Source organism: Bacillus sp. PK3_68 (assembly GCF_003600835.1).
GTDB lineage: Bacteria > Bacillota > Bacilli > Bacillales > Domibacillaceae > Pseudobacillus.
In genome coordinates this window covers 3,255,711-3,280,402 of sequence record NZ_NQYC01000001.1, presented here as the reverse complement: position 1 = coordinate 3,280,402, position 24,692 = coordinate 3,255,711, and the positions used below count along the sequence as shown (strand labels likewise).

At 40.0% G+C, this 24,692-nt stretch carries 21 protein-coding genes and 3 pseudogenes; 5 read left to right on the top strand and 19 right to left on the bottom strand.

Annotated features, from left to right (window positions below; all coding sequences use genetic code 11):
- Positions 1–19: 19 nt before the first annotated feature.
- The 7 genes and pseudogenes from CJ483_RS16575 to CJ483_RS16550 all read right to left on the bottom strand — a co-directional run bounded on the left by CJ483_RS16575 (position 20) and on the right by CJ483_RS16550 (position 5,404).
- Positions 20–310, bottom strand: coding sequence for a YxcD family protein (locus CJ483_RS16575; RefSeq protein WP_120036230.1), 291 nt, complete (start codon positions 308–310; stop codon positions 20–22).
- Positions 298–744, bottom strand: coding sequence for a hypothetical protein (locus tag CJ483_RS16570; RefSeq protein ID WP_120036229.1), 447 nt, complete (start codon positions 742–744; stop codon positions 298–300). The genes CJ483_RS16575 and CJ483_RS16570 overlap by 13 nt, the downstream gene beginning before the upstream one ends.
- A gap of 38 nt (positions 745–782) precedes the next feature.
- Positions 783–911, bottom strand: coding sequence for a hypothetical protein (locus tag CJ483_RS25150; RefSeq protein ID WP_259455692.1), 129 nt, complete (start codon positions 909–911; stop codon positions 783–785).
- A 325-nt stretch (positions 912–1,236) separates the two neighbouring features.
- Complete coding sequence (locus tag CJ483_RS16565) at positions 1,237–2,208, bottom strand: cation diffusion facilitator family transporter (protein WP_120036228.1); 972 nt, start codon at positions 2,206–2,208, stop codon at positions 1,237–1,239.
- A gap of 159 nt (positions 2,209–2,367) precedes the next feature.
- On the bottom strand, positions 2,368–3,183 hold the full coding sequence (locus CJ483_RS16560) for a cytochrome c oxidase assembly protein (protein WP_120036227.1): 816 nt from the start codon (positions 3,181–3,183) through the stop codon (positions 2,368–2,370).
- Positions 3,176–3,679: a DUF2243 domain-containing protein gene (locus CJ483_RS16555; RefSeq protein WP_120036226.1), complete on the bottom strand. Its 504-nt coding sequence runs from the start codon at positions 3,677–3,679 to the stop codon at positions 3,176–3,178. The genes CJ483_RS16560 and CJ483_RS16555 overlap by 8 nt, the downstream gene beginning before the upstream one ends.
- A gap of 196 nt (positions 3,680–3,875) precedes the next feature.
- Positions 3,876–5,404: pseudogene (locus tag CJ483_RS16550) on the bottom strand (DHA2 family efflux MFS transporter permease subunit).
- A 192-nt stretch (positions 5,405–5,596) separates the two neighbouring features.
- On the opposite strand from CJ483_RS16550, the gene CJ483_RS16545 reads away from it, so the two are divergent.
- Positions 5,597–6,481, top strand: coding sequence for a TetR/AcrR family transcriptional regulator (locus tag CJ483_RS16545; protein WP_120036225.1), 885 nt, complete (start codon positions 5,597–5,599; stop codon positions 6,479–6,481).
- A 148-nt stretch (positions 6,482–6,629) separates the two neighbouring features.
- Here the strand turns inward: CJ483_RS16545 and CJ483_RS16540 are convergent, their stop codons facing one another.
- The 6 genes and pseudogenes from CJ483_RS16540 to CJ483_RS16515 form a co-directional block, all read right to left on the bottom strand.
- On the bottom strand, positions 6,630–7,643 hold the full coding sequence (locus CJ483_RS16540; protein WP_120036224.1) for a DUF1646 family protein: 1,014 nt from the start codon (positions 7,641–7,643) through the stop codon (positions 6,630–6,632).
- Between the two features lie 275 nt (positions 7,644–7,918).
- Positions 7,919–8,626 carry an ABC transporter permease gene (locus tag CJ483_RS16535; RefSeq protein ID WP_120036223.1) on the bottom strand — a complete coding sequence of 236 codons (708 nt, stop codon included), beginning with the start codon at positions 8,624–8,626 and terminating at the stop codon, positions 7,919–7,921.
- Positions 8,626–9,471 (bottom strand): annotated as a pseudogene (locus tag CJ483_RS16530) (ABC transporter ATP-binding protein). Before CJ483_RS16530 ends, CJ483_RS16535 begins: the two are co-directional and overlap by 1 nt.
- 173 nt (positions 9,472–9,644) lie before the next feature.
- Positions 9,645–10,760 (bottom strand): LytTR family transcriptional regulator DNA-binding domain-containing protein, encoded by a 1,116-nt coding sequence (locus CJ483_RS16525; protein WP_120036222.1) that lies wholly within the window; start codon positions 10,758–10,760, stop codon positions 9,645–9,647.
- Positions 10,761–11,084: 324 nt separating this feature from the next.
- Positions 11,085–12,440, bottom strand: a complete 1,356-nt coding sequence (locus tag CJ483_RS16520; RefSeq protein ID WP_120036221.1) for a right-handed parallel beta-helix repeat-containing protein — start codon at positions 12,438–12,440, stop codon at positions 11,085–11,087.
- A gap of 452 nt (positions 12,441–12,892) precedes the next feature.
- Positions 12,893–13,954 carry a permease gene (locus tag CJ483_RS16515; RefSeq protein ID WP_120036220.1) on the bottom strand — a complete coding sequence of 354 codons (1,062 nt, stop codon included), beginning with the start codon at positions 13,952–13,954 and terminating at the stop codon, positions 12,893–12,895.
- Between the two features lie 669 nt (positions 13,955–14,623).
- On the opposite strand from CJ483_RS16515, the gene CJ483_RS16510 reads away from it, so the two are divergent.
- Positions 14,624–14,896, top strand: a complete 273-nt coding sequence (locus CJ483_RS16510; protein WP_120036219.1) for a hypothetical protein — start codon at positions 14,624–14,626, stop codon at positions 14,894–14,896.
- Positions 14,897–15,251: 355 nt separating this feature from the next.
- Positions 15,252–16,696: pseudogene (gene hpaB / locus CJ483_RS16505) on the top strand (4-hydroxyphenylacetate 3-monooxygenase, oxygenase component).
- 49 nt (positions 16,697–16,745) lie between these two features.
- Here hpaB and CJ483_RS24615 read toward each other — a convergent pair.
- The 4 genes from CJ483_RS24615 to CJ483_RS16490 all read right to left on the bottom strand — a co-directional run bounded on the left by CJ483_RS24615 (position 16,746) and on the right by CJ483_RS16490 (position 19,848).
- A complete protein-coding gene (locus CJ483_RS24615; RefSeq protein ID WP_182917087.1) occupies positions 16,746–16,913 on the bottom strand; it encodes a hypothetical protein in 168 nt (55 codons plus the stop codon).
- Between the two features lie 48 nt (positions 16,914–16,961).
- Positions 16,962–17,909: an alpha/beta hydrolase family protein gene (locus CJ483_RS16500; RefSeq protein ID WP_120036218.1), complete on the bottom strand. Its 948-nt coding sequence runs from the start codon at positions 17,907–17,909 to the stop codon at positions 16,962–16,964.
- Positions 17,906–18,433: a helix-turn-helix domain-containing protein gene (locus CJ483_RS16495; protein WP_120038103.1), complete on the bottom strand. Its 528-nt coding sequence runs from the start codon at positions 18,431–18,433 to the stop codon at positions 17,906–17,908. Before CJ483_RS16495 ends, CJ483_RS16500 begins: the two co-directional genes overlap by 4 nt.
- A gap of 182 nt (positions 18,434–18,615) precedes the next feature.
- The gene (locus tag CJ483_RS16490) at positions 18,616–19,848 is read right to left on the bottom strand and encodes an MFS transporter (RefSeq protein ID WP_120036217.1); all 1,233 of its coding nucleotides are present in this window, start codon (positions 19,846–19,848) and stop codon (positions 18,616–18,618) included.
- Between the two features lie 528 nt (positions 19,849–20,376).
- Here CJ483_RS16490 and CJ483_RS16480 point away from each other — a divergent pair.
- Both CJ483_RS16480 and CJ483_RS16475 read left to right on the top strand, forming a co-directional pair.
- Positions 20,377–20,826, top strand: coding sequence for a GNAT family N-acetyltransferase (locus tag CJ483_RS16480; protein WP_182917086.1), 450 nt, complete (start codon positions 20,377–20,379; stop codon positions 20,824–20,826).
- Between the two features lie 370 nt (positions 20,827–21,196).
- A complete protein-coding gene (locus tag CJ483_RS16475; protein ID WP_120036214.1) occupies positions 21,197–21,730 on the top strand; it encodes an ECF transporter S component in 534 nt (177 codons plus the stop codon).
- Positions 21,731–22,065: 335 nt separating this feature from the next.
- On the opposite strand, the gene mqo is transcribed toward CJ483_RS16475, so the two are convergent.
- Positions 22,066–23,592, bottom strand: coding sequence for a malate dehydrogenase (quinone) (mqo, locus tag CJ483_RS16470; RefSeq protein WP_120036213.1), 1,527 nt, complete (start codon positions 23,590–23,592; stop codon positions 22,066–22,068).
- A gap of 423 nt (positions 23,593–24,015) precedes the next feature.
- Positions 24,016–24,564, bottom strand: a complete 549-nt coding sequence (locus CJ483_RS16465) for a GNAT family N-acetyltransferase (protein WP_120036212.1) — start codon at positions 24,562–24,564, stop codon at positions 24,016–24,018.
- Positions 24,565–24,692 lie beyond the last annotated feature (128 nt).

The following is a 24,692-nucleotide window of genomic DNA, read 5'->3' as shown; positions in this document are numbered from 1 at the left end:
AGCAAGGGGCATTTTTTTATTATCTAACCCAGGCAATAATTCCTTCATGATCATCAAGTACTAATTCAATTCCTGCCGCGAATGGGTCCACATGCAATTCGGTGTCGAGCCAAAAGCGAATAGCTTCAATTATACTGACAGTCGCTAAAATTTGCTTCCGGCCTGCCACATGGGATTCAGCCGAAAATCCATATTCGTCATCAAACATCAGTTCCATATCAACCTCATAAGGAGACACTTCCTTCTTGTCTGATATATATAAGCAAAGAGCATTAATGATATCTTGCTCAGAAATCTTTATCTGTTCCATGAATCATGGCCCCTCTGCTTGTTTTTAAACAAGGAAACAACAATTTTCCGGATCACCATCACAATGGCAATAAGAACAATCATGTTGACCAAAAACCCGAGCATGGAACCTAAAAAGCCTAGGTTACCAAGCAGACTTCCAAATAATAAACCAGCTACCCCTCCAAGAAACAGACCTTTTAGAAAACCGCCTCTATTTGATTTGGAAGCCGTTGATTTCTTTGAATAATTAGTAGTTGATTTCTGTTTGTTGACTTGCTGATCTTGATTTTTCTTAAAAAGTGACGGGCTATTGCTGGCAGGCGGACTGTAGGATCTTTTTCCGGATTTGTATGATTTAGCGCTTGCCACCTGAGAGTTATGATCCATCACATGTCCGACGGGAGCTAAACACAAACCGAACACTAACATTGCTGCCATTATTTTTTTAAACATATAAAAACCCTCCATGTACGTTTATTTTTGTAGGCGAGTCAGCCAGCTTGCTGGCCGTTTACAGTGTCTGCATATTTCTCTTCCAATTTCTTCTCAATTTTTTTATAGAAGACTGATCTTTTAGCTATTCTTCGTTCTTTTCCACCGCTCGTTGGAATAATAAACATCTTTCTTCATGTTTTCCCTCCTCACTTAATAGACTGGTTAGTTACACACACTTAGCAGGTAAACTAAAAAGGCCTGTACCACCATCGGTACAGGCCTTATACAACAAAAAAGACCTCTACCGTTTGGTAAGGTCTTGCTAACAACGTTCATCGCTGCCAACAAAGCCGAGAGCGGTCTGCTCTGTAATGACGACTTTGCTGTAAAAGCTACTCCCCTTAAAAGGAATATTGAGTTTATACTAATATAATAATTCAGTACATAACTTGTGTCAAGCGCTAATTCGAAACATGATCCCCTCTTCCCGCAAGTAAACAGAAAAGCCGCTTACTTCACTGGACCAGGCCACGTAGTGACACGATCATCTTCATCAAATTCAATAATCACATCTGTCACATTGGCTACGTTTTTCTTAATATTTTCTTCAATATGATCTCGAATATCATCTGCTACTTTAATTGTCATTTCTGGATCTACTTCCAGCCGGAGCTCCACATGAAAGTCGTCCCCTTCTTTAATCACATCTAAGTCTTGAATATCTTTCACTTGTGGATGCTGAAGAACCCGAGCGCCAATTTTTGCTTGCAGTTTAACATCTGCGACGCCAAGCGCTCCTGCCGCATTATCCAAAAATATCCGACCGACAACTAAGATCAGCATCACTCCAATAATAATGGAGGCATATCCTGTAGCGCTGTGAAAGGGTGTATAAGTAGCGATAATAATAGCAATCAAAGCAAGCAGCGCACCGCCAACAGCCACATTATCTTCTAAAAAGACTAGCTTTGTGGCTGGCTTGGCACTTTTTACATGCTTATAGCTCTCAGGGATCATTCTAAAACCTTTGACTTTTTCTGGAGGGAGATGCTCTGTAATTTCTTTCATTGCCTTATAAAGAACGGTGGCTTCTAAGACGGCAGCCGCTCCAAGCACAGCAATATTTAACCAGAGCCAGTCTTCAGAATGGGCTGCCTCTGAAATATGATGAACACCTTCCTTAATAGTTTCATAAGCCAATACACCTACAACTAACACAGCACCTAAAAGCACAAGATTGACTAACCGGCCAAACCCTCCTGGAAATCTTTCCGTCGGGGCTTTTTTACTTAATGAGGAACCGATAAAAACGAACAACTGATTCGCTGCATCTCCAAAGCTATGCATCATTTCAGCAAACATAGCGACATTTCCTGTAATGAGGTAAGCTGCCGTTTTAATAAGAGCAACAATCGTATTAACAATTGTTGCCCATAAAGCCGATTTACTTCCGGATTTCAACAATCGTAAGAATTCATTCACACTGTCCTCCCCTTTCTTATTCTCGAATCTTTTTCCGCTTTCTTTACCTATTTCATTTCCCATAGTATGTACGTTAAAAACGCAAATTTATTAGTAAGCCCTAAGAAAAAGAAGGTGAGCCAAAGTTAACGATCCCCTTGTCCACCTTCTTGAGACTATTTAGGTAGCTTCCGGTATCCTTCCCTCTACATACTCTCTAGGACGAGCCGATCTGTACCATTGCAGACAAAGAATAAAAACAAGTATCAGATCAATTGCATCGCCGCCATAGTACATTAAGATCCCTCCAGCTTTTGCTTGCCCTTCGGCAACACCAATCGGAGGATGCGCATAAATATACTTAGATAAGATGCCATGACCAGCTAGAGCGATAATCAGCACAATCGCTCTATATATAAAACTTTTTCTATGGGGCATTGGATCAATATAAATCATGGCGGCAGTAAAAAGATAGCCAGCCAAAAATACGTGTATGTGAACAAATAAGTGAAGGAGAATGTTCTGATGCATCGCCGTATATAAGTCAGTGGTGTAAAGAACCCACAACCCTCCAACATTAAGCAAAGAGGCGACTACCGGATTGCTAAGGAGCTGAATCGGCCAACTTTTTAACAAACGTACGAACCTTCTCGCTAAATGTACCGGCAGTGTCCGCAGCATCAGGGTCATCGGTGCAGCGAGCACAAGAAAAAGCGGAGCGGCCATGCCGAGAAACAAATGCCCCGTCATATGCGCTGTAAAGTCGATATGAGCCCGTTCTGCAAGTGGACCAGCTACAGAACAAACCGCCAGCAGGACACCTACAATACAAGAACATGTACGAAATAATGGCCATTTCCTGTGCCGGCGGTTAGAAACTAGGGCAGCTAAAAGATAGAGAAATAGAACGAGTAGAAAGGGGAGCATCAGAAGCACTTGTGGAACAATCCCCGCCAGTTGCCCGCCAGTATAACAAATATCTGTATAACTACTCATGTTGAGCTCTCTCTTCTAATGATTGTTTGGGTCGCGTGCGAAAAAGAAGAACAACACCAATTACAATCATAGCAATGGCTGTAACATTCCAAATCGCATCATAAACTAGCACATTTTCCACATAGCGAATTTGATGAATGCGCATAACCTTATGCTGGATCGTCCCATCGTAAAGCTGAAAAACTCCAGCTCCAAGCAAGACGCCACCCCACCACCTTGTAAGCCATAAAGCCTTCCTTCGGCGAAGATCAGCGAATAAAAACAAACCGCCAATCGTGGCAAACCAGCTAAACGCGTGGAACAAACCGTCAGAAACTAGGCCAATATCTGTAGTCGATTTATCGTAAAAATGGTGCCAGTGAAGCAGCTGGTGAAAAACAGCTTCATCAAAAAAAGCAATGAAGCCCACCCCAAACAAAAAGCCGGACCACAAATTTTTTGATGAATAAATATCACGGTTTCGATGAATGTTTTGAGTATTCATTTCAGCAGCCATAGGAGCCCCCTCTATCCTTTTGATTCTAATTTATATTTACTCTCATCTTTCCACGAATAAACAAGTTATAATCAAAATTTCGAGGTTTATATACCACCTTTTATAATCCTGTTTCTCCATAAATAAAGAGCTATCTTGAAAAAGATAGCTCTCAATCTTCTCTTACACACCTGCTGCTTGGAATGAAGCGAACGACTTATCCTTCTGCCAGCTCTTGTCTAGTTCTTTTGCTTTGCGGGCTTCCCTTCAATGGATCTTCTGCCTGCTTAGAACGCTTAATAAAGAGGGCCAGAACAAGTGCAACAGCAGCAATTAAAGCTGATACAAAGAAGGCATCATTAATGCCTTCCAGCATGGCTTTCATCGCAATTTGCTGTTTCATTCCAGCAATAGCCGCTTCTGATGGCTGGACAGTTGCATGCTTCATTGCATTAGCAGCCAGTTCCTCCGCATGTGTTTCTGTACGGGTAGACATCACCGTGACCAGCAGCGCTGTACCGATGGCACCTGCCACCTGATTCAACGTATTGTTCATTGCAGTACCGTGTGGATAGAAACGTGTTGGCAATTGATTTAAACCATTTGTTGAAACAGGCATCATCACCATCGACATACCAAACATTCGGATAGCATTTAATATAACTAAGTGGGTGTATGTTGTATCCAGCGCCAATTTGCTGAAATAATAAGTCGTAATGGTTGTAATGGTTAATCCGGTAACGGCTAAAATGCGACCGCCGAACTTATCAAATAACCTTCCTGTAACAGGAGACATAAGAGCCATGACAAGCGCTCCAGGCAGCATCATCAAACCGGCATCCATCGGAGAAATTCCCCGAATGGTCTGCACGTAAATAGGAATCAACAGCATACCAGAAAACATCGCCATGTTAACAACCATTGTGATAGACGATGATAAGGCAAACATCGGGTACTTAAAGATTTTAAAGTTAAGCATTGGCCGTTCCATCTTTAATTGCCGCAAAATAAACCATATTAGCGAAATAGCCCCTATAAGGATTGTTCCATACACTTGTGGACTACCCCATCCTTTGCTTCCCGCAGAACTGAAGCCATACAACAGACCACCGAATCCTACGCTAGATAGGAGCAAAGAAAATAAATCAAGGCGAATGTCCACTTTATCTTTTTTATCTTTAAGCAAAAAGAAGCCAATCAAGAGAACAACAATTCCGATCGGTGTCACAAAGTGGAAAAGCATTCTCCAATGATAGTGTTCAATAATCCAGCCTGACAAAGTTGGGCCAATCGCTGGTGCAGCCATTAAAATTAAGCCAAACACCCCCATTGCAGCCCCCTTTTTTCTATTGGAAAGCTAACGAGCATCACGTTCATCAGAAGCGGCATCATAATTGCTGAACCAGAGGCTTGAACCATGCGTGCCATCAGTAAAAGCGGGAACACATGAGCTACTCCAGCAATGATCGTTCCGATGGTAAATAAGCCCATAGCGATCAAGAATAGCCGGCGCACAGAATATTTTTGAATCAAAAAGGCAGTGGTTGGAATCATAATTCCATTCACTAACATGAACCCTGTCGTCAGCCACTGAACCGTTGAGGCTCCTACGTCTAAATCCTTCATGATTGAAGGCAGTGCAATATTGAGAAGTGTGTTATTTAAAAATGCAATAAAAGCTCCAATCATCAAAACAGCAAGAATTCCGTAATTTGGACGATTAGTCTTTTTTATCGATTGATCCATTCATTTCCCTCCATAGATGATAGACATTCGGTCCATAATTTTGTACCATCGTTTCACACAAAAGATATCATATACTATAAGTCCAAATACCGCAACATATAAACCGCCTTTTTTACAGAGTTTGTACTAGTCTGAAAAATGATGTACTATAATATTTGGACAGTGAGTCCAACTAACTATAAAGGTGATTAAATGAACGATAGAAAGCAGCATGTTATAAAAATGGCCCATCAGTTATTTGTTGAGAAAGGCTTTCAAGCTACATCTATCCAAGACATATTAGACTATAGCGGGATTTCCAAAGGAACGTTTTATAATTACTTTTCCTCCAAAAATGAGCTGCTCATGGCTCTTTTCAAGACCATTTATAAGCAGCTTGAAAAAGAACGAAATGAGCTACTTATTGGCCAGGACCCTTCTGACATTGACATTTTCATTAAACAAATTGAATTACATATGAAAACGAATAGGACCACTAAGTTAATCTCTCTTTTTGAGGAAGTAATCGTTACAAATGACACAGACCTCAAACAATTTATGAAGAGAGGACAGTTACTCACTATCCGCTGGATGTACAAACGGTTAGTAGACATTTTTGATGAAAGCAAGCACCCTTATTTGTTTGATTGTGCAATTATGCTTATCGGAATTTTGCATCAAACTCTCAAATATTATACTTTGGTGCAGGAATCAGGCACCGGCATTCACCAAGCAGTGCGTTACAGTGTATTGCGGGTAGTAAACATGGTGAATGAAGTAGCGGAATCAAAAGATCAGTTAATTCCTCCTGAGTTTCTAGACAGGTGGCTACCGGACTGCGAGAAGACCGACCAAACTTTTCAACAGAAGCTGTGCGACGCCATCTTAACACTGAAAAAGGACGTAAAGCGGAAGGAAGAGAAGCACAAGTATATGGAGTTGCTGGACTTTATCCAGGACGAGATTCTTCACTCTAAGAACCCGCGAAAATTTCTTGTGGAAAGTGCCCTCTCTTCATTGAAAAAAAGTAGTGACTGCTTGGAGGATGAACCTCTCCGAGCCCTTGATCAACTCATTACTAGTTACTTTACCCAATAAAAAAAGAAAAAGCCCTCAATCTAGATAAAGTCTGTTTTCCACATTGGTAGGCTGACGGAAATTCCTCTTCTTAAAGGCATAATTAAAATACAATGTTGATCAATAAAAAAAGCTTAAGAAAATTTTCTTAAGCTTTCTCTCATCAGTCTTATAAAAAGGTCAGAGCAACAAAGAAAATAACCATGAACGAGAGCCCAACAGGCAGTCCAAATTTTGCCCATTCCTTGCTGGTGATTCCTAGTTTTCCAGCTGAAATGATATTTGGAATATTGCCGGGCACAAGCATCCCTCCGCTGATAAGAAGGCCGAGTAGAATAGCTTTTACTGTTTCCCCTTCCATGGAAGGGCTAATTTCAGCAGCGCTGAGAGTGGCATTATCAAGGATAGCTGAGATCATGTTGATCCAATATAAGATGCCTGTATGAACGTCTAGCAGATAACGATTAATTAACGGTTCAAATCCTGCACCAAGAAGGGTCAGCCCCATGACAAACAAATAAATTTTAATCGTTCGGACGATGATTTCTTCATATGATTCACTCTTTTGATTATCATTTAGACCTTGCTGGTTCCTTTTTGGATGCACAACGAACATAGAAAGAAGCCCCAACAGCCAAACGGCTGCTAACACTTCAGGTCCCATCAACCGCAGAAGATAAAAGAAATCCTCTCCCAGCTTGCTGATGGCAATGGTTGAAAGCGGTTCTCCAATCGGTGTTAAAGCGGCTCCGAGCCCAATCGAAAAGCAGGCTAAGACGACAAGCCGAACCTCCGACTGGCGATCAAGGTTCAAAACGCTAACAATTAAAACTAAAATAAGGGCGGCAATGATTGCAGTAATCACACTTGACAGCAAGCCCAATATAATAATGATCATCGCAATAAACAATCGAAAAGGCATCATCCTGCTAATCCGGTGAATTCCGATTTCTAAAGGCGTCCGCAGCCATTTAAACAACAGTCCTGCTGCCAAAACGGCTATAGTGATGTTGATCGGATCTTCCAATGCCTTAGCCAGCAGAGGCCTGTCCAACACTTGGCCAATAATAGCCGCTAAAAAACCCGTAAGAAACAAAAATACTTCTAAATTCTCTTCCACCTGTTTCACGAAGAAAGGCAGAAGCAACACAAGCAGCAGTACAATAGATAGCCCAATAACCATAGATTCCCACCTTTCCGCCTAGCTTTTTCTCATAGCAACCTATTTATATGTGGAAAGTCCAAAAAATATTTAACTCGATATCATTAGTTTATAAAGTCTTGCTCTTTTTTAGAAAAGCGAAAGCAGTAAAAACAAAAAGCAGGCACTTTTATCAAGTGACCTGCTTACGAGTTATCATTTATCTCTTCCCATCAAGAGCAGCTTTCACCTTTCTCTTGACAGCCCAAAGCTTTACTTCAGCTTGTCGCACTCCCTTTCATCGCCCAGCCTATTCCTTAATCAATCCTTCTCTTTTTGTAGATAAGAACGGTAATAAAAAATGAGACGATGGCCCATACCAGCAGTATCATCATGTTCTCAAGGACGACTCTTAAGCCGGCTCCATTGCTTAAATGAGACCAAATCGTATTTAATTGCTCATTTGGCAAATAACTAATCATACGCAAGAGCATGTCATTTTCAATCATTGATTTAAGCATCGAACTCATGCCAAAGATTAACAATACCGGCATTCCAATAATGCTCGTTTCCATAACTGTTCTTGAAAGCAAACCAAGAATTGTTCCGATAGCCAAATAGATCATTAATCCCAATAATATACTAAATGAAAACAGTGGCAATGAAGGGGTTTTATAGTCGGACAGAAAGATGGATCCAATAATAACAATAATCGTCATAACAGCGGATAATGCACTTTTTCCTATGAGGATTTCTACTGTACTGGCCGGTGATAATAATAGCCCTCTCAATGTATTTTTTTCTTTTTCCTCAGCCACCATAGCTGCTTGAATAAAGGCACCTGCAATAACGAGAGATAGGTTGATTGGGTAGGTCGCCAAAAGAGCGTTGTCTTCCCCTATCCGTCCGAGCCATGCAGCAAAAACTAAAGGCAAGGCTAAGGTAAATAAAACATAGGAATTTCTTTGCAAGTCCTTCCAGTCCTTTACAAATATTGCATTTACTCGCTTCAATGAAAATATCATCATAAGTTCCTCCCTGTTAAACGTACAAAAATATCTCCAAGTGTCGGCTCATTGGAATGAATCGTTAAAAGTTGCTCCGTTTTCATATATTCATAGGTTTCCTTTGCGCCCTCACCATCTTTATTAACGACGACTGCACGGCCTCCCTTTAACAACAATAATATGGATGTATTTTTCTGCTGTGCTCTTACATTTTGTGGCGTATCAAGCAGCCTTATTTCACCATTATTTAAGAAAGCCACCCGATCGCAAAGCCCTTCTGCTTCTTGCATATCGTGAGTTGTTAAGAAAATAGTGGTTCCTTCTTGGTTCAATTTTTTTAACCCTTCATGAATATGCCTGGTATTGACTGGGTCTAAAGCCGAAGTTGGTTCATCGAGAAAAAGCAGGTCCGGTTTATGTAAGATGGCCCGTGCCAATGTGACTCGCTGCTTCATCCCGTTGGACAGCTTTTAAATTAACTTTCTCTTCTCTTCCAATAGATTGACAGATTCAAGCACTTCATTAATTCTGCTTTTCTTTACTTCGTACAAATCACAATACAACGAAAGGTTATCGTAGATGCTAAGCCGCTCGTAAAGTCCGCTATTATCCGTTAAGATGCCAATTCTCTTCATATAGGCGGGATCTTTTAATTTATGTATCGGTTCTCCAAACACTGTGACTTCTCCGGCAGTCGGGTTCAACTGTGCTGTTAAAATTTTTATCGTTGTCGTTTTTCCGGAACCACTCGGGCCTAAAAAGCCAATCGTTTCTCCTTTTTTTACTTTAAAGTTTACGTTTTTTAAGGCGATTTTATTTTCAAATGATTTAACAAGTTCTTTTACTTCGATAACATTTCCCATTCCATTTACCCCTTTTCTCATTTCCGTTTTCCTGACTCAATCTTATCTGCAACAATGGATAGATGCAGTAACATCAAGGTGAAAAGAGTATAGGAGTAGTTAAATGGCGTTATTTTTCAGCTGAATGGAGCAGATTTCTCACCCAAAATTCACTCTTTTATGTGTGTGTAAAGTTAGATTCCGATAATATCCTTCAGCTCATTCAACTTTCCTTTAGATAGGGGAATAGAGCTTTTCTGTGAATCTTCAAGAATCAAGCTATAGCTGTTTCTAGTCCACGTGATTACCTCACGGACTCTTTGTAAATTAACAATATACGATCGATGACACCGAAAAAAACCAAATGGCTGTAGGCGATCAGATAGCTCATTTAGTGTAATAGAACAAGGAAAGACTTCCCCATTTACATGAAGCTGAGACATTCCTTCATTGCTCTCAACAAAGACAATTTCTGTTGGATCAAACAGAACAATTTTTTCGTTCATTTTTGCTGGAATCTTTTCAATCCTCAGCTGCTTACGGACTGAAGTTTTTTCTTCTTCACTTTGTTCTGTGTCGTTAGGAAGTGACAGCGCCGTCTCTTCATCCATTTTTTGAAGGTCCATAGAATCATCTTCTTGCAAAGATGAAGGGGCCTCTTTATTTTCTTCCTCTATCACTTCAATTTTCTTTAAGCCTTGTTCATTTAAACGATACAAGTGATTGGTTATAGATATGGCACTTTCAAAATTATTTGTTGTTATTAAAACGGATTTGCCCTGTTCTGTAAAATCTTCTATCACTCTTTGCAGAATAATCTTGCTCTCAATATCAATATTTTGGTCAGGCTCTTCCATGAGCAGCAAATCCGGCTGATGTAAGATAGCTCTGGCAAGCTGTAGCCTTTTCTTTTCTGAATAAGACAGGTTGATAATTTTAATTTTTTCTTTCTTAATTAAGCTAACTTTATGAAGGAGCCCACCTATCTCCACCTCCACGTTATATAGCTTTTTAAAGAAATTCAGATATTCCTTCGGTGTCAATCGATCGTACAATGCCTCATCCAGCAGGAAAATTCCGATACGCTTCGCTATGCTTTTAAAATCATGGGTTAAAGGCAATCCCTCCAATAAAATTTCCCCATTCGAAAGCGGCGCCTGTCCAATAATCATGTTGATTAATTGTTTTCCTACTTCGCTATTACATTGGATGGCGACTGCCTCCCCCTTTTGCACAACTAAATGAATCTTCGGAAAAATAATTGTATTTCCTTTATTCATCTCTATCTCACTTATTTGTAAAATACTCATGTAACCGCACACCCCATGTAGAAAATTTATATGATTGGAATAGATATCCCGCCTGCTATACAACAAATGCAAAGAACACTTACGCGTGCTATATAGTAACTTCATCAGAAATAATCTTCCATTTTTATTATATAGCTGTCATGTAAAAATTCCCATATGCACTTTCCATCTCTTACTCTACTGGTGCAGAATCCATACGTCATAAAGTAAAAAAACCGAATTCTCTTTTTAATCACTGAGAATTCGGGTTCTTTAACTACACACTTCTTTTCTTTGTAATTCTATATTTCCTCCTATTATTTCACACTTAAAATATAAAGTGCTCTATAAAGGAGCAGCAAGCGTCACATGTCTGCCGTCCCCTCCGGCTATTGGAATTACACAAGTATTTGTATTCTTTCCAATCCATAGCTTCATGTTTGTTTTTACACTTATATTAATACCCCGAGCCGCCACATACTTGTTTAGTGACTTGTTTTTCCTGCTAAGAATATTTTCTGAAATCGTCCCTTCATTGTAATTGGAACGAAAAGCAATAGCAGACGTCGCTACATATGAGCGGTCTTGCACATCCTGTATCGTGTTCTTAGTCACCATAAATTGTTTATTACGAATATATAGATGGATACCATTGGCATAGCAATTTATCAAAGAGTTTCCTTTTATTATCAAATTCTGTGTATAGGAAGCTTGGATGGCACCTGAAATCGTGTTTCCCTGCTGTCCTGCATTTTTTATTTGGTTGTTCTCAATTGTACAATCCCTGGCATGATTAGAAGCTGCACCTGCCACAACGATCCCATATCCCTTGCCAATCCCATCAATTTTATTGCCTTTTGCCGTGCATTTCTGGGAGCCGAACACTTCTTTCCCCCCGTTGCCTTTTGCATTAACGAATGCTATGCCGACTTTTGTATTCTTGATGGTATTGTAGTTAAAAGTAATATTTTCTCCACCATGAGTATCTAGCGCCTCCCATAGAGGAATGTCTTCGATAATAGTGTTAGTTACCGAGCTGTTCATGCTTCGGGGATAGTCCCGCAAATTACTGTTGTTAGCACCTGCCCTTGAAAAAAACACGCCATAAGCATTTCCCTTTACTCCCGGAGAAACTCTTTTAATATGACTTTTGTTGATATGCGTATTCTTTACAGATAATCCACCGATACCAGCATAGCCAACATCCTCGATCACTGTGTTTTTTACAGATACTCCCTCGGCAAATTGGGCTTCAATGCCGTAAAAGCCAATATCATGAATAAAACAATCCTCGATGACAACATTTCTAACATAGCTTGTTGCTTTGGCTCCTTTAATCTTTATGCCGACCCCTGCCGTATCAGCGGCTTTATTGCCTGCTCCCTGGAGTTCCAAACCGTATATTTTTACCCCATTGCCTACTGTTAAAAGAGTCCTATGCTTTGTATCGTTATAGATTTTGGCACCATAGCCAATAACAGTTGTATTATCTGGTATTGTTAAGCCACTAACCTTAAACGAACTTCCTGCGGGCAATACTACTACCTTGCCCGCAGAATGGATTAATTCATTCTGCAATTCCGTTGTCTTATCAGCTATTCCATAACTTTTACTTTCTTCTGCCTCTACAGCGGAACATCCAAAAACGGATACAAGTATAACCGTTAAGAAACTTATCATGTATATTTTCAAAAGCTGCATCTCGTTCTCCCTTTACAAACCCAGCCCCTTAAAAACAATTAACGATTGCTTATCAGTTCTTTAGGTTTATATATTATTTTTATTTAGTTCATTAGACTTGATCGATAGCTATTTTTTACAAAATACACTATATATTTCGTTCTTTTTATCTAATATTTTATAGGGATTAAGACTCAATATATTCACCCATAGTCTCTAACTTTACGCATAAAGCTGAAAATGATTTGTTGTAATGAGTGCATGTTTTAATTAAATCTTGCAAACAAGGACTGAAGTTATTCATAAATCAAGAGAACATTCAAAGAAAAATACACAACAAAAAAGCAGCCGATGATTATCGGCTGCTTTTTCTCTTTTCCATCCTTTATTTGATTCAAATTGGAAGCTAAGACTGTTTAAGTAATCTTGATCTATTATTCTTCGAGGTTGTTAGCAGTGGTCTACTCCTGAATTTATAAAAGCCATTTCCCTGCTATGCCGCCTGCTATGCCAAGGATAACGACTGACATGATGACAAAAACCAATACTTTTTTTGGAAACGATTTAGCTACCATTAATAGAGACGGCAGACTAACAGCTGGCAATGTAATCAACAGGGCCGCCGCTGGACCGCTGCCAATCCCGACAGAGAGAAATGTTTGAATGATTGGAATCTCGGCAGCCGTTGGAATGACAAACAGCATTCCGGCAACCGCAAACAGAATGATAGCCATGAGGCTGTCCGCTGCTCCTTCATTTAATTGCGGAAATAGCCACACACGCCCGGCTCCTAAAAGCAGCACGGACAGTATATATGCTGGTACCACATAAAGAAGCATGCTTCCTGCGCTCTTCAGCCATCTTGCTAAAAAACTTCCTTCTGCTTTCTCTTCTACCATCATTTGTTCTATATCAACCGGCTCGACATCTTTCACAAATCGGTTCGCCAAGTAACTAACACCAAACGTTAAAATTAAACCGAACACAAGACGCAACAATGTAAATTTCCATGATAAGACAAATGTCATGAAAATAAGTGTAGCTGGATTAATCATCGGATTGCCGATCCAGAAAGCAAGCGCTGCTCCAACAGAAACATTTTTTTTACGAAGGCCAACGGCGATCGGAGCTGCACAGCAGCTGCACATCATACCTGGGACAGCAGCCATTCCCGCAATGGCAGTGCTGCCAAATGATGATTTTCCAAGAAATTTAAGAAGCCATTGTGCCGGAAGTAATACTTGCAGCAAAGATCCTAGCAGGATGCCGAGAACCGCCGCTTTCCATACGGATGAAAAATAAACAATTGCGTAATCCACAGCAGACTTCCACGAAGGCGTGGCATCCGATAGATTCCCTAAAATAGAAGAGCCGATGGAATGTGTATGAGCGGATAAAATAGATTTATTATAATAAGGCCACCATTTTACATAAAGTAACCCAGCAGCTGCAATGAGTATAAACGCAACCACAAACCACAGTGTTTTCCGCTGTTCTGATTGTTGATGTTGAGATGTAGTGTCTAACTGTGACATGGGACCCTCCTGTATATATTATTTTCTAGACATAATATTATATCACAAAAGCGGTAATTGATTATTCTTCCCTTCCTGTGATTATTGCAGGAGCCAACCGGAATCCATTCATTATCTTTTTTAAAGGTGTGTAAGCTGTCTATCCTCTTAGTCCTCTAAGTTATTCCCCCCTCTCGTTTCCAATTGATTCTTATATTTTATTCAATGATCTTATGTAATTTAAACGCGAATAGAAAAGACATAGAATTTTACTAAATTGCTTGATAGGTACCACAATAGACTCTGAAGTACTAACTGAAGAAGTGCAGCCACTTCCTTTCTGTTGATAGCCCTCCCGCCAGTATTTAACTGTCATCAAAGTGAATTTCTAATAAGTCTTTAAAAGCATTTGGGATAAACAGGTCATTACCTATTCTCTTGTTTTTCTCCTTCTTTTATCCACCTTGCTTTTCACTCTTGAACAAGTAAAAATCTCCTTCCATTATTGAAAGGCCTTTCATTTTCAGTGTTAAAAGAATATTCAATTTTATTTCAAAAAAGGTGTTGACCCCACTATATAATTTGTTTAAACTTATAAAAAATTAACGGTTGATTAGGGAATTTAAACAAATAAAATAAAAATCCAGTTAATTGAAAGACACATCTTGATAGGGAAAGACACAAAAGAATTTGCAAAAAGAAGAAGTTTTCCGTTGCGCAGCTAATCAGACAAAAGAGAAAAAGCCAAATCTTCATGTAGCGATGCAGAGTCTACAGGAGGAACTTTATTATGTATGGAGGAAACTTGCTATGTGGATCATCACTGTTCATTCTAAAAGCAATTTAACTGTATTTGAATTTGATACTCAAAAAGAAGCAAAAGAAGCTTTTAAAAGAATTCAAGGTTATAAAATACTTACAGAAGTTATTTACTTTAATGATCACTCCTTAGTAGAAGCGTAGAGCTTGACGACACGTTGCACAATAGCTCTTTATCCATCCGCTGTCGAATTTTTATCGACGGCGGATTTGCTTTTATCCTAAAAACACGTTAGCCCTTATATAAATAAACCAATTGATTGATTCTCCCCCCAACAGCAAGCTGATGCTCTCCTGTAACTTAAATGTCTATTCACTATATTCCTTCCTCCCGGCTGCCTAATTTGGACATTCACCCTAACTATTCATATTTGCTGGCTATTTAAAACAAAGCTTTTCACTTTTAAAAAATACGGAACAGACTAGCATGTTAGCTAATAAAATGAAACAATAGCTGAATGCATTTTGGGAATTCTCAATAAATTGAGGGAGTGATGACGTGGGAGCTATTAACGGAAAAGACTTTATTAGCCGCTTGGATCAACTGAATACTGAAATTTGGTTTGACGGTGAAAAAATCGAGGGAAAGATCTCTGAGCACCCTGCCTTTAAAGGACTTCTTCAGACAAAAGCTTCCCTCTATGATTTACAATGTGATCCCCATTTAAAAGAAGAGATGACTTTTCTTTCCCCAGAAACCAAGGAATCGATCGGGCTGTCCTACCTGCAGCCTAAAACAAAAGAAGACTTAATGAAACGGCGGAAAATGACGGAACGTTGGGCAAGGCACACTGGAGGTATGATGGGAAGAAGCCCTGACTACTTGAACACTGTTTTGATGAGCTTTGCCTCTTCTTCAGAATTGTTAACAGGCAAAGCCAATTGTTTTCCAGAGAATATTCAATCATTATATAAATTGGCACGAGAAAAAGATCTTTCGTTTACACATACGTTTATTACACCTCAGGTCAACCGTTCCCAAGTCTATATCGAATGCTCCGATGAGCCCATCTCCGCTAAAGTGATTGATAGAAATAAAGAAGGCCTAGTCATTAAAGGGGCTCGTCTCTTGGCTACTCAAGGAGGATTAACTGATGAAGTATTGGTGTTCAATGCCCCAGGTTTTTCTGTGATGAAGCCTTTGCTTTTTCCATCCCTTCTGACACAAAAGGATTGAAATTTATTTGCCGTGACACCCTGGTGGGAGGGGAATCTCTTTTTAATCATCCACTCAGTTCTCGTTATGAAGAGATGGATTCTATCCTTGTCTTTGACGACGTATTGGTTCCCTGGGATCGGGTATTCTTTTACGATAATATGGAAGCCGCCAACACCTTCTTTGCTCACAGCTCTTTCTCTCCCTTTGCTATACATCAAGTAGTCACTAGACAGATCGTTAAAACTGAATTTATTTTAGGCATGGCTGAGCTGCTTATTGAAACAATTAATGTTAGTGAATATCAACATATTCAAGAAAAGCTGTCAGAGATCATTATCGGTCTTGAGACAATGAAGGCATTATTAGAGAAGTCAGAGAATGATGCAAAGCTCGATGAATGGGGCTCTATGCGGCCTAGCTTTATTCCACTTCAGGTGGCTAGTAATGTTTTTCCTAAGATTTATCCTCGCTTTAGTGAGATTATCCAGTTAATCGGAGCCAGCGGGATGGTTTCTTTGCCAACAGAAAAAGCCTTTCATTCAGCTATTAGAGCCGATCTCGACCAGTACCTGCAAGGAGCCAGTAAAACAGCGGAGGACCGGATCAAAATATTTCGTTTGGCCTGGGATCTTACCATGAGTTCGTTTGGTACAAGACAAACCCAATATGAAAGATATTTTTTTGGCGATCCTATTCGATTATCAAGCACTTTATATAAAGACTATCCAAAGGATGACTATGTTCAAGTGATTAACGAATTTCTGCACTTGAAAGCTCAGGGCTAATATACCTTTCTATGTTTATCGCCAGTTTAGAAACTTTGGGAATCAGCTCTCATAACATTAAAGAGCCTTCTTCATGTAAAGGCTCTTGTTCATTCTTATTTCTGTTATTTATTTTTCTTGATAACTTATCAATATCTTCTATTGGGAGCAGTACGCCTGAATCCTCATGTAAAGAAACGGAAAATCTCAAGGCCGCATCTGCTTCCTTTCCTGCCATTCATTTTCTGATCTTTTAAGCTTTACATTTCAACACAGCTCTAGTAACTCAGACAGATTTATGGCCACTTGTAACATATCTCTCCAACCATGCAGCCATTAGCTGTAATCCTGCTTTATGAAGCGGCCGCTCTAAAATTGTTTTCATCAACTTTTTCATTTGCAAAATGTTCTTCGGCTCCTTTTGCTCTCGCAGGCCATGCTCCATGCCTTTAACAATATGATACTCGCTCTCTCCTTGTACAAGCCCGGCCAATTCCTCCAATACAGAACTTTCCACAAGCGGATCCTTGTCACCATGCAACGCAAAAACGGGACAGGTCACTTTCTGCAAAGCTGCTCTTGTATTATAGGCCTCGTGCTCACGGAACCATTTCGCCGGCTGCCGCACCCCCTGAATTCGAATCGTATCACGGCTTGATTGCTTTATTTTTTGAAATATTTTTTCCGTCTTTTTTTCATTTTTTTCATCTACTTTCAGTTTCCGGTTCAACCAGCCTTTCCATCCCGGCATGGCAAACAGTTCCCGATAGGCCTGCTGACGTTGATGATAAAGTGCCTCCATTAAGTTATCAACACCTCCAGAGAGAAGCATGCAGCCATCCACGGTCATCTCTGCAGCAATGTCTGTTGCCAAAATAGTGCCTTCACTGTGACCGCACACAATCACAGCTGACACGTTTGGCTGTGTCTGCAAAAAAGTGACGGCTGCTTTAGCATCATGCAAAAGATCAGACAAGCCCGAGTTTATCAAGCTTCCACTCCGCTTTCCTGTTCCACGCTTGTCGTAGCGCAGCGTGATAAAGCCGAGTTCTGTGAAAAAGTGGGCTAATTCTTGATACAAATAAGTTTGATACTTCCCTTTGGGTCCGTTTCCATTGCGGTCAATCGGACCAGAGCCAGCAATCAATAAAATAGACGGGAATGCTCCTTCTTGTTCCGGGCATGCGAGCGTCGCAAAAATGTCCTTTTCAAGAATAACCTCTGTTTCAATCATGACTTCTCCCCCTCGGGAATAATGATGGTTGCTAATTGTTTTACCTTCCGTTCTGGTGATGGTTCATTCTGAACAGCCTCCATAATTAACGTACCAATTTTGACAGCCAGTTCTCTGAACTCCTCGTCGGTAACATGCAGCTCCGCCACACGGTAGCTCACGCCGTCTTTTTGCAAATCGACATTATCCCCGCTTAAATACTGGTCGTACATGCTAATTAACTGGGCTACGAACGTAGTAAATAAATCCAAATGCTCTGCTTTCGATAAATTCAGAAAATCATTAGGCGTCTGTTGTTTTAACGCAAACACCTTTTCAATTGTTCCGCGAACCGGGTTTTCTTGCACTACTTCAATAAAACCAGCATCAAGGAGCGTATTGATATGGCGATACAACGAAGGGATCGGTACATCTGTAATCCGCTCTGCTAGCTGCTGAACCGTCTGTTCTTTGTTGCGGACAAATGATTGAATAATTTTCATCCGGACGGGGTGCAAAATTACTTTTAAATTTGATTTACTCATTCTATTCACCTCTTTATTATTAATTATGATAATAATATCCTTTTTAATATAAATCAATAAATAAGGAATCTGATTTTTTCGAGAGTAACCAAATAAGCGGTCCTTATTGAGCCAACAAAAAACCACCAGCCAAAGATGCCATCGCCTCTTAGCTGGTGGTTATATGAACACGTTTTTTCAGTTTACAATTCGTATTTCTCCATAGGCTGTATAGCCGTGAGTGTATTTCTAAATGTCCTTTTTCTAAGTGTAAGCATAACCATAAAGGAAATGCAGTATAAAGCGGCCAGATAAATCATCGCCACGGTCATATCATAGCTTTGTAAGATGTAGCCAACGAGAATAGGTGAAAGTCCTCCGACCGCTCTGCCGAAATTAAAAATCGTGTTCGTCGCTGTACTGCGAATTTGAACCGGATAATAACTGCTTATTAATGCCCCGTATCCGGCAAACATTCCATTTGAGAAGAAGCCGACAATAGCACCGCCTATTAATACACCTGCGCTCCCAGTAGCATAGGAGTATAAAAACACCGCGCAAGCAGAAGCAAGAAGGAAAATTCCAAAGGCACGCTTTGATCCAAACCGATCCATAAACTGTCCAAAGGTCAACATACCGACTATCATCCCAACTGCTGTGCTAATTGTCCAAAGAGCCGAGCTTGAAACAGACAACCCTTGTGACTGCTGCAGCATGGACGGCAGCCAGATCATTAACCCATTGTAGCCAGCAATCTGAACAGTTGCCATAATGCTTAATGCGATAGTTGTCATCGTTGTCCGAGGAGACTCAAACAACTGAATTAACTTTCCTTTTGCCTCTTTACTACCTGCTTTTTTATCCTTTTGGGCAGCCAGCCATTCTGGGGATTCTGCCAAGTTTCTTCTTACAATCACAGCAAAAATAACAGGCACCACTCCAACGAAGAACAGGGCTCTCCATCCCAACACAGGGAGAATCACCGCACTCAAAAGCGCTGCCAGAATTACACCGTATTGAGCGCCTACACTGACATAAGAAGAAGCTCTCCCTTGTTTATCCTTTGGCCAGGCCTCTGCAACTAGCGCCATACCAATCCCATATTCTCCGCCAGCACCTAATCCTGCAATAAATCTAAATAGGTAGACTTGTTCCATATTTGTTGCCAACCCTGTTAAAGCTGTGCCGACAGCAAATAATAGAACAGTATAAGTAAACACCTTCACCCGGCCAAACTTATCCGCTAACACGCCGAAAATCATGCCGCCTAAGAGCATGCCGATATTGGTGATGGAAGAGATCAGCCCGCCCGTTGCCAAATCAATATGAAACTCGGCAATAATCATAGACATCGCAAAAGAAATAAACATGATATCCATGCCTTCTAAAGTTAAACCAGCTACTGATGCTACCACTGTTTTTTTACGGTAATCCATTTTGTAACACCCTCTCATGTTTTTCATGATGAAACATATCTCTTTTGTCTTTTGAGGGAATGGATGTATAAATTTCCATTCTCTTTTCAAGCCTCACAGGACTTTGTTTAAAAGAGGTATTGATAATTTTAGACAAAATAAATACCCTTTCGTCTGAGAGGACAAAAGGGCATAAATAGGCATAGTTAAATAAAATATCCAATATTCATTCGCCCTTTTCAGCCTCTCAGGACCGTATTAAAGGTAATATGATGTCGATATTTATACTAGCACACTAAAAGACTCGCTTCAATACATATATTATGGAAGAAGGTTTTATTTGTACAGCATGATAAAGTCCTCCATTCGTTTCTATAATCAAGAGAGAACTCACTAATCATTAGATAATAAATGACACGGGGATAGTCAAAGTATCCTACTTATTAAGTTTCTAGATATCGATAATGACCGTGCTTACAGTTTAAGTCATTTGCTGCTCGGTTCATCTATATATTATTCACCCATCATTCTTTTTACTGAGGTGCTATGATGACTATAAGAAAAGCCAACCAGCTAGAAACCCACTATATTCTTCATCTTACTGGGAATGTATTGCAGGAGAGTTCCATGGGGCACATAGCCAACAGTCCCCACGTTGCTTACCAGATGTTTATGCCCTATATTCAAAATGGTGCTTACTATTTAATCGAGGAAGACAAACATCGGCTAAAGGGCTGGCTTTTGCTAGGAGTAGATAGAAATGTCATGACGGGTCATGACATGGGGCACCTTCTCCAATTATATGTTTTTCCTAGATACAGAAAAGCGGGTATCGGAAGAGAATTATTGAAAGAAGCTATCAAACAACTGCAGCTCCACGGAGCAAAAACCATCCAGCTTAATGTCTACGCCGGTAACCCGGCAAAAGCTATGTACGAACAATTTGGCTTTACTGATGTTTCTACCATTATGGAATTAAAGGTCGATGAAAAGTATTAAATAAGAATGAAGTTCTCTTTCCTTTATGTTTAGAACACAGAAATGGATGTGTTCCCTTTTTTGGTGGCAGAATGCTGCCTGGCAATTAAAGTCCTATAATGGCAAGCCCCATAAAAGCAGGTCATCCTTTTTCGGATACCTGCTTTTTTATAATGGGAAAGACGCACTTTGCCTAATTATTCTTTTCAAAGCCCTTCTTATTTTACATACAGGAGAAGCAATCATGGTGACGCTAAATATTCTCACCTTACAGCTAATTGAATGGCCATGCACTTTTTTAATATGGTTATTACTAGAAAAATAGTATTAGGTATTTATTAAGTAGTCGATTAGGAGTATGATAATATTTAAAAAAGAAAGAGGTCATCATATGGATTCGACATTCTCACCGGCCAGCGCAGCCAAAACTAAAACAAGAACCATCGTCATTAATGCGCTGTTTATTACGCTTACCCTTGTAGCCACTATGTTTATTAACATAAGGCTCCCAATCATGGGCAACGGAGGCCTCATTCATTTGGGGAACGTGCCTCTTTTTATAGCAGCCCTCGTTTACGGCCGAAAAACAGGAGCTGTAGCAGGTGCCTTCGGAATGGCATTATTTGATCTTTTCTCCGGCTGGACCATATGGGCGCCGTTTACATTCGTTATCGTAGGTGCAATGGGATTTGTAGCTGGTCTTATCTCTGAAAAGATGCCCGGCAAAAGAGCGGTTGTCAATACCCTGGCAATTGTCGCTGCCTTATTGATAAAAATTGTAGGCTACTATTTTGCTGAAGTTATCCTTTATGCTAACTGGGTACAGCCATTCGGCTCTATTCCGGGAAATGTAATGCAGGTTGTCATCGCTGGTCTTATTGTTGTTCCAATTGCAGGACGTCTAAAGAAAATTGCTAGAAAATAATAAATAATGAAGAAAATCCTCTTAGCTGGCCTTCACTAAGGGGGTTTTCTTCTTTTTATGCTAACAAAGCCTAAAGATTTCACTCACTTATGTCAAATATTTGATTGCACTTTAAATTTTTTACTGTTTGCCCAGTTTTAAAGATGATATGACTGAAGTGATCTTCTTAAGAAGTCAGGAAATGCCGCTTTTGACCGCATCTTTTCTCTCTTACATAGGAAAAAGACTCCCCACCAAAAGTGAGAAGTCCTTTTCCATAGAGTCGTAAAACTCGTATACTATCATTATATTATATGCTTGATCTTTCGGTCACAGCCCTTTATTCGACCTGCTTATTAGGATACAGACACACTTTCGCCGGCTGCCTCTAGTGCTTTACTGTCGCTTAAACCAAGTGCTTGCGCTGTTGAAGTGTGAACTTCATGCAAAAGCTCTGGATTTTTCATGAGTGACATGCCGTAAGAAGGAATCATTTCTTTGATCTTCTGTTCCCATTCTTTCATATGTTGCGGGAAGCACTTTTGAATGACCGCAAGCATAACCTGAACGGCAGTAGAAGCTCCTGGGGAAGCACCTAACAATGCTGCGATCGAACCATCAGCTGCACTTACCACTTCCGTACCAAACTGAAGCGTTCCTTTGCCGCCTGCCTCTGTATCTTTAATAACTTGCACGCGCTGGCCGGCAACAACAATATCCCATTCCTCGCTCTTCGCATTCGGAATAAACTCACGCAACTCTTTCATCCGCTGTTCTTTTGACAACATAAGTTGCTGGATCAGATACTTTGTCAACGCCATCTCTTTCACTCCTGCCGCCAATAACGTTGTAATATTGTGCGGTTTTACAGAGGAAATCAGATCCATGTTTGAGCCATTCTTTAGAAACTTAGGCGAGAAGCCAGCGAACGGACCAAACAGCAATGATTTTTTATTATCGATATATCGTGTATCAAGATGCGGAACAGACATTGGCGGAGCCCCAACTTTGGCTTTTCCGTATACTTTTGCATGATGTTGTTCCACCACTTCTTGATTATTACATACCATGAATAATCCGCTAATCGGAAATCCACCAATATGTTTCCCTTCAGGAATGCCTGATTTTTGCAGTAACTCCAAGCTTCCTCCTCCAGCTCCAAGGAAGACAAAATCGGCAGTATGGTATTCCATTTTACAGCCATCCATATCATGTACTTTTACTTCCCACAAACCATCTTTTGTGCGTTTAACACCTTCAACACTATGTTTATAATTGATATCGACATTTTGAGTTTTTAAATGATCAAATAGCATGCGTGTTAAGGCGCCAAAATTGACATCTGTCCCCGTGTCAATTTTTGTTGCCGCGATGGCTTCGTCTGCTGGACGGTCCTGCATAATAAGCGGAATCCATTCTTTCAGTTTTTCTGGATCATCAGAAAACTCCATCCCTTTGAAGAGAGGATTTTTTGACATTTCTTCAAAACGTTTCTTCAAGAACGCTACATTTTGCTCACCCTGCACCATACTAACGTGAGGTAATGGCATGATAAAGTCCTGTGGATTATTGATCAGCTTACTATTTACAAGGTAGGACCAAAATTGCATTGAAACTTGAAACTGTTCGTTAATATTTATCGCTTTGCTAATATCTACAGACCCGTCTGGTTTTTCAACTGTGTAATTAAGCTCGCATAGTGCTGCATGCCCTGTTCCTGCATTGTTCCACTCGTTAGAGCTTTCCTCTCCAGCATCCGCAAGCTTTTCAAACACTGTAATATTCCAGTCCGGTGCTAATTCTTTTAGGAGTGTTCCTAAAGTCGCACTCATGATTCCGGCGCCAATTAAGATGACGTCTGTTTTATTTTCTCTGCTGCTCATTTTTACCATCCTTATACCCTAAGATTTGCAGAAAAGATGTAGCCGCTCCTTCTTAGGCATCACAAGCAAGCCAAGGCGTGACCTGATCACACACCTTTTCTGTATCAATTGCATCCTATTTACAGTATATCACTATTATTTATAGATTAAAATATCACTATTATATGATGGTTATAATCCACTAAATATATGGAAAAATTTTAAAATCCGACCAAAAAGTTTTCATCCAGCTTGCTGCAAGTAAAAAAGCAGCTGCTCCCCCATACCGAATGCTATCGAGATGCGCCTAGCCCCCACATATGTTGAATGGCCCCTTCAAAGCGGCTGGTTGTTTAAAAGACAAAAGAGCGGTTGTTATGCGATTTCTCCCTATATTCCTTAAGACGCTCATTAATCCAGAATGGGCAGCCGTGCTTTTTTCTTTTATTTCTTCTTAATTCTTCCCATCACAATGGTATTATAGTAGTTTCCATCAGCTAATAATTTGTCATCTTTGAAAATGCCTTCTATTGTAAAGCCAAGACTTTCATAGAGTTTTACTGCTTTGTCATTCGTTTCAAGAACATGTAAGCTTATTTTTCTTATTCTATTCGAGTCTCCCCATTGAATTAATTCTTTTAAAAGATTTCGTCCAATGGCGTATCCCCAATAATCTTTTAAAACAGCAATACCAAATTCCACTCTATGGGATGTTCTTCTCAATTTGTTTCCAACCGCTCTTACAAACCCTACAATTTGATGATCAACTTCAGCTATTAGAAAGAGGTTGTTACTACCTTCTGTATCGTCTGCAATTATCTTTTTGAAGCCGGATTCATCTATAAAATCTTCTCCCTGTTCTCTATCTAAATTCTCGGTCTCCCCATCTATTTGTAATCTTATTTCAGACAAGGCTTTCGCATCTGTTTCCACTGCGGATCTAATTGTGTAAAACAAATCATTAATAAAAAATTTTTTCGATTCAATCCTCATAAAAGACGCTCCTCCGGATAATTCACATTTTGAAAGGCGCTGCGGAACGCTTCAAGAATTTATATTGAAAGGGAAAAGCATTAAAACGGGCACTTCCAAAACTTGCAAACAAGATAGAGAAGGGAGAA

Coding starts and splice junctions, on each gene's coding strand:
- CJ483_RS16575 (WP_120036230.1), bottom strand. CDS start 310: ATGGAACAGATAAAGATTTCTGAGCAAGATATCATTAATGCTCTTTGC.
- CJ483_RS16570 (WP_120036229.1), bottom strand. CDS start 744: ATGTTTAAAAAAATAATGGCAGCAATGTTAGTGTTCGGTTTGTGTTTA.
- CJ483_RS25150 (WP_259455692.1), bottom strand. CDS start 911: ATGTTTATTATTCCAACGAGCGGTGGAAAAGAACGAAGAATAGCTAAA.
- CJ483_RS16560 (WP_120036227.1), bottom strand. CDS start 3,183: ATGAGTAGTTATACAGATATTTGTTATACTGGCGGGCAACTGGCGGGG.
- CJ483_RS16555 (WP_120036226.1), bottom strand. CDS start 3,679: ATGGCTGCTGAAATGAATACTCAAAACATTCATCGAAACCGTGATATT.
- CJ483_RS16545 (WP_120036225.1), top strand. CDS start 5,597: ATGAACGATAGAAAGCAGCATGTTATAAAAATGGCCCATCAGTTATTT.
- CJ483_RS16540 (WP_120036224.1), bottom strand. CDS start 7,643: ATGGTTATTGGGCTATCTATTGTACTGCTGCTTGTGTTGCTTCTGCCT.
- CJ483_RS16535 (WP_120036223.1), bottom strand. CDS start 8,626: ATGATATTTTCATTGAAGCGAGTAAATGCAATATTTGTAAAGGACTGG.
- CJ483_RS16525 (WP_120036222.1), bottom strand. CDS start 10,760: ATGAGTATTTTACAAATAAGTGAGATAGAGATGAATAAAGGAAATACA.
- CJ483_RS16520 (WP_120036221.1), bottom strand. CDS start 12,440: ATGCAGCTTTTGAAAATATACATGATAAGTTTCTTAACGGTTATACTT.
- CJ483_RS16515 (WP_120036220.1), bottom strand. CDS start 13,954: ATGTCACAGTTAGACACTACATCTCAACATCAACAATCAGAACAGCGG.
- CJ483_RS24615 (WP_182917087.1), bottom strand. CDS start 16,913: ATGGCAGGAAAGGAAGCAGATGCGGCCTTGAGATTTTCCGTTTCTTTA.
- CJ483_RS16500 (WP_120036218.1), bottom strand. CDS start 17,909: ATGATTGAAACAGAGGTTATTCTTGAAAAGGACATTTTTGCGACGCTC.
- CJ483_RS16495 (WP_120038103.1), bottom strand. CDS start 18,433: ATGAGTAAATCAAATTTAAAAGTAATTTTGCACCCCGTCCGGATGAAA.
- CJ483_RS16490 (WP_120036217.1), bottom strand. CDS start 19,848: ATGGATTACCGTAAAAAAACAGTGGTAGCATCAGTAGCTGGTTTAACT.
- CJ483_RS16480 (WP_182917086.1), top strand. CDS start 20,377: ATGACTATAAGAAAAGCCAACCAGCTAGAAACCCACTATATTCTTCAT.
- CJ483_RS16475 (WP_120036214.1), top strand. CDS start 21,197: ATGGATTCGACATTCTCACCGGCCAGCGCAGCCAAAACTAAAACAAGA.
- mqo (WP_120036213.1), bottom strand. CDS start 23,592: ATGAGCAGCAGAGAAAATAAAACAGACGTCATCTTAATTGGCGCCGGA.
- CJ483_RS16465 (WP_120036212.1), bottom strand. CDS start 24,564: ATGAGGATTGAATCGAAAAAATTTTTTATTAATGATTTGTTTTACACA.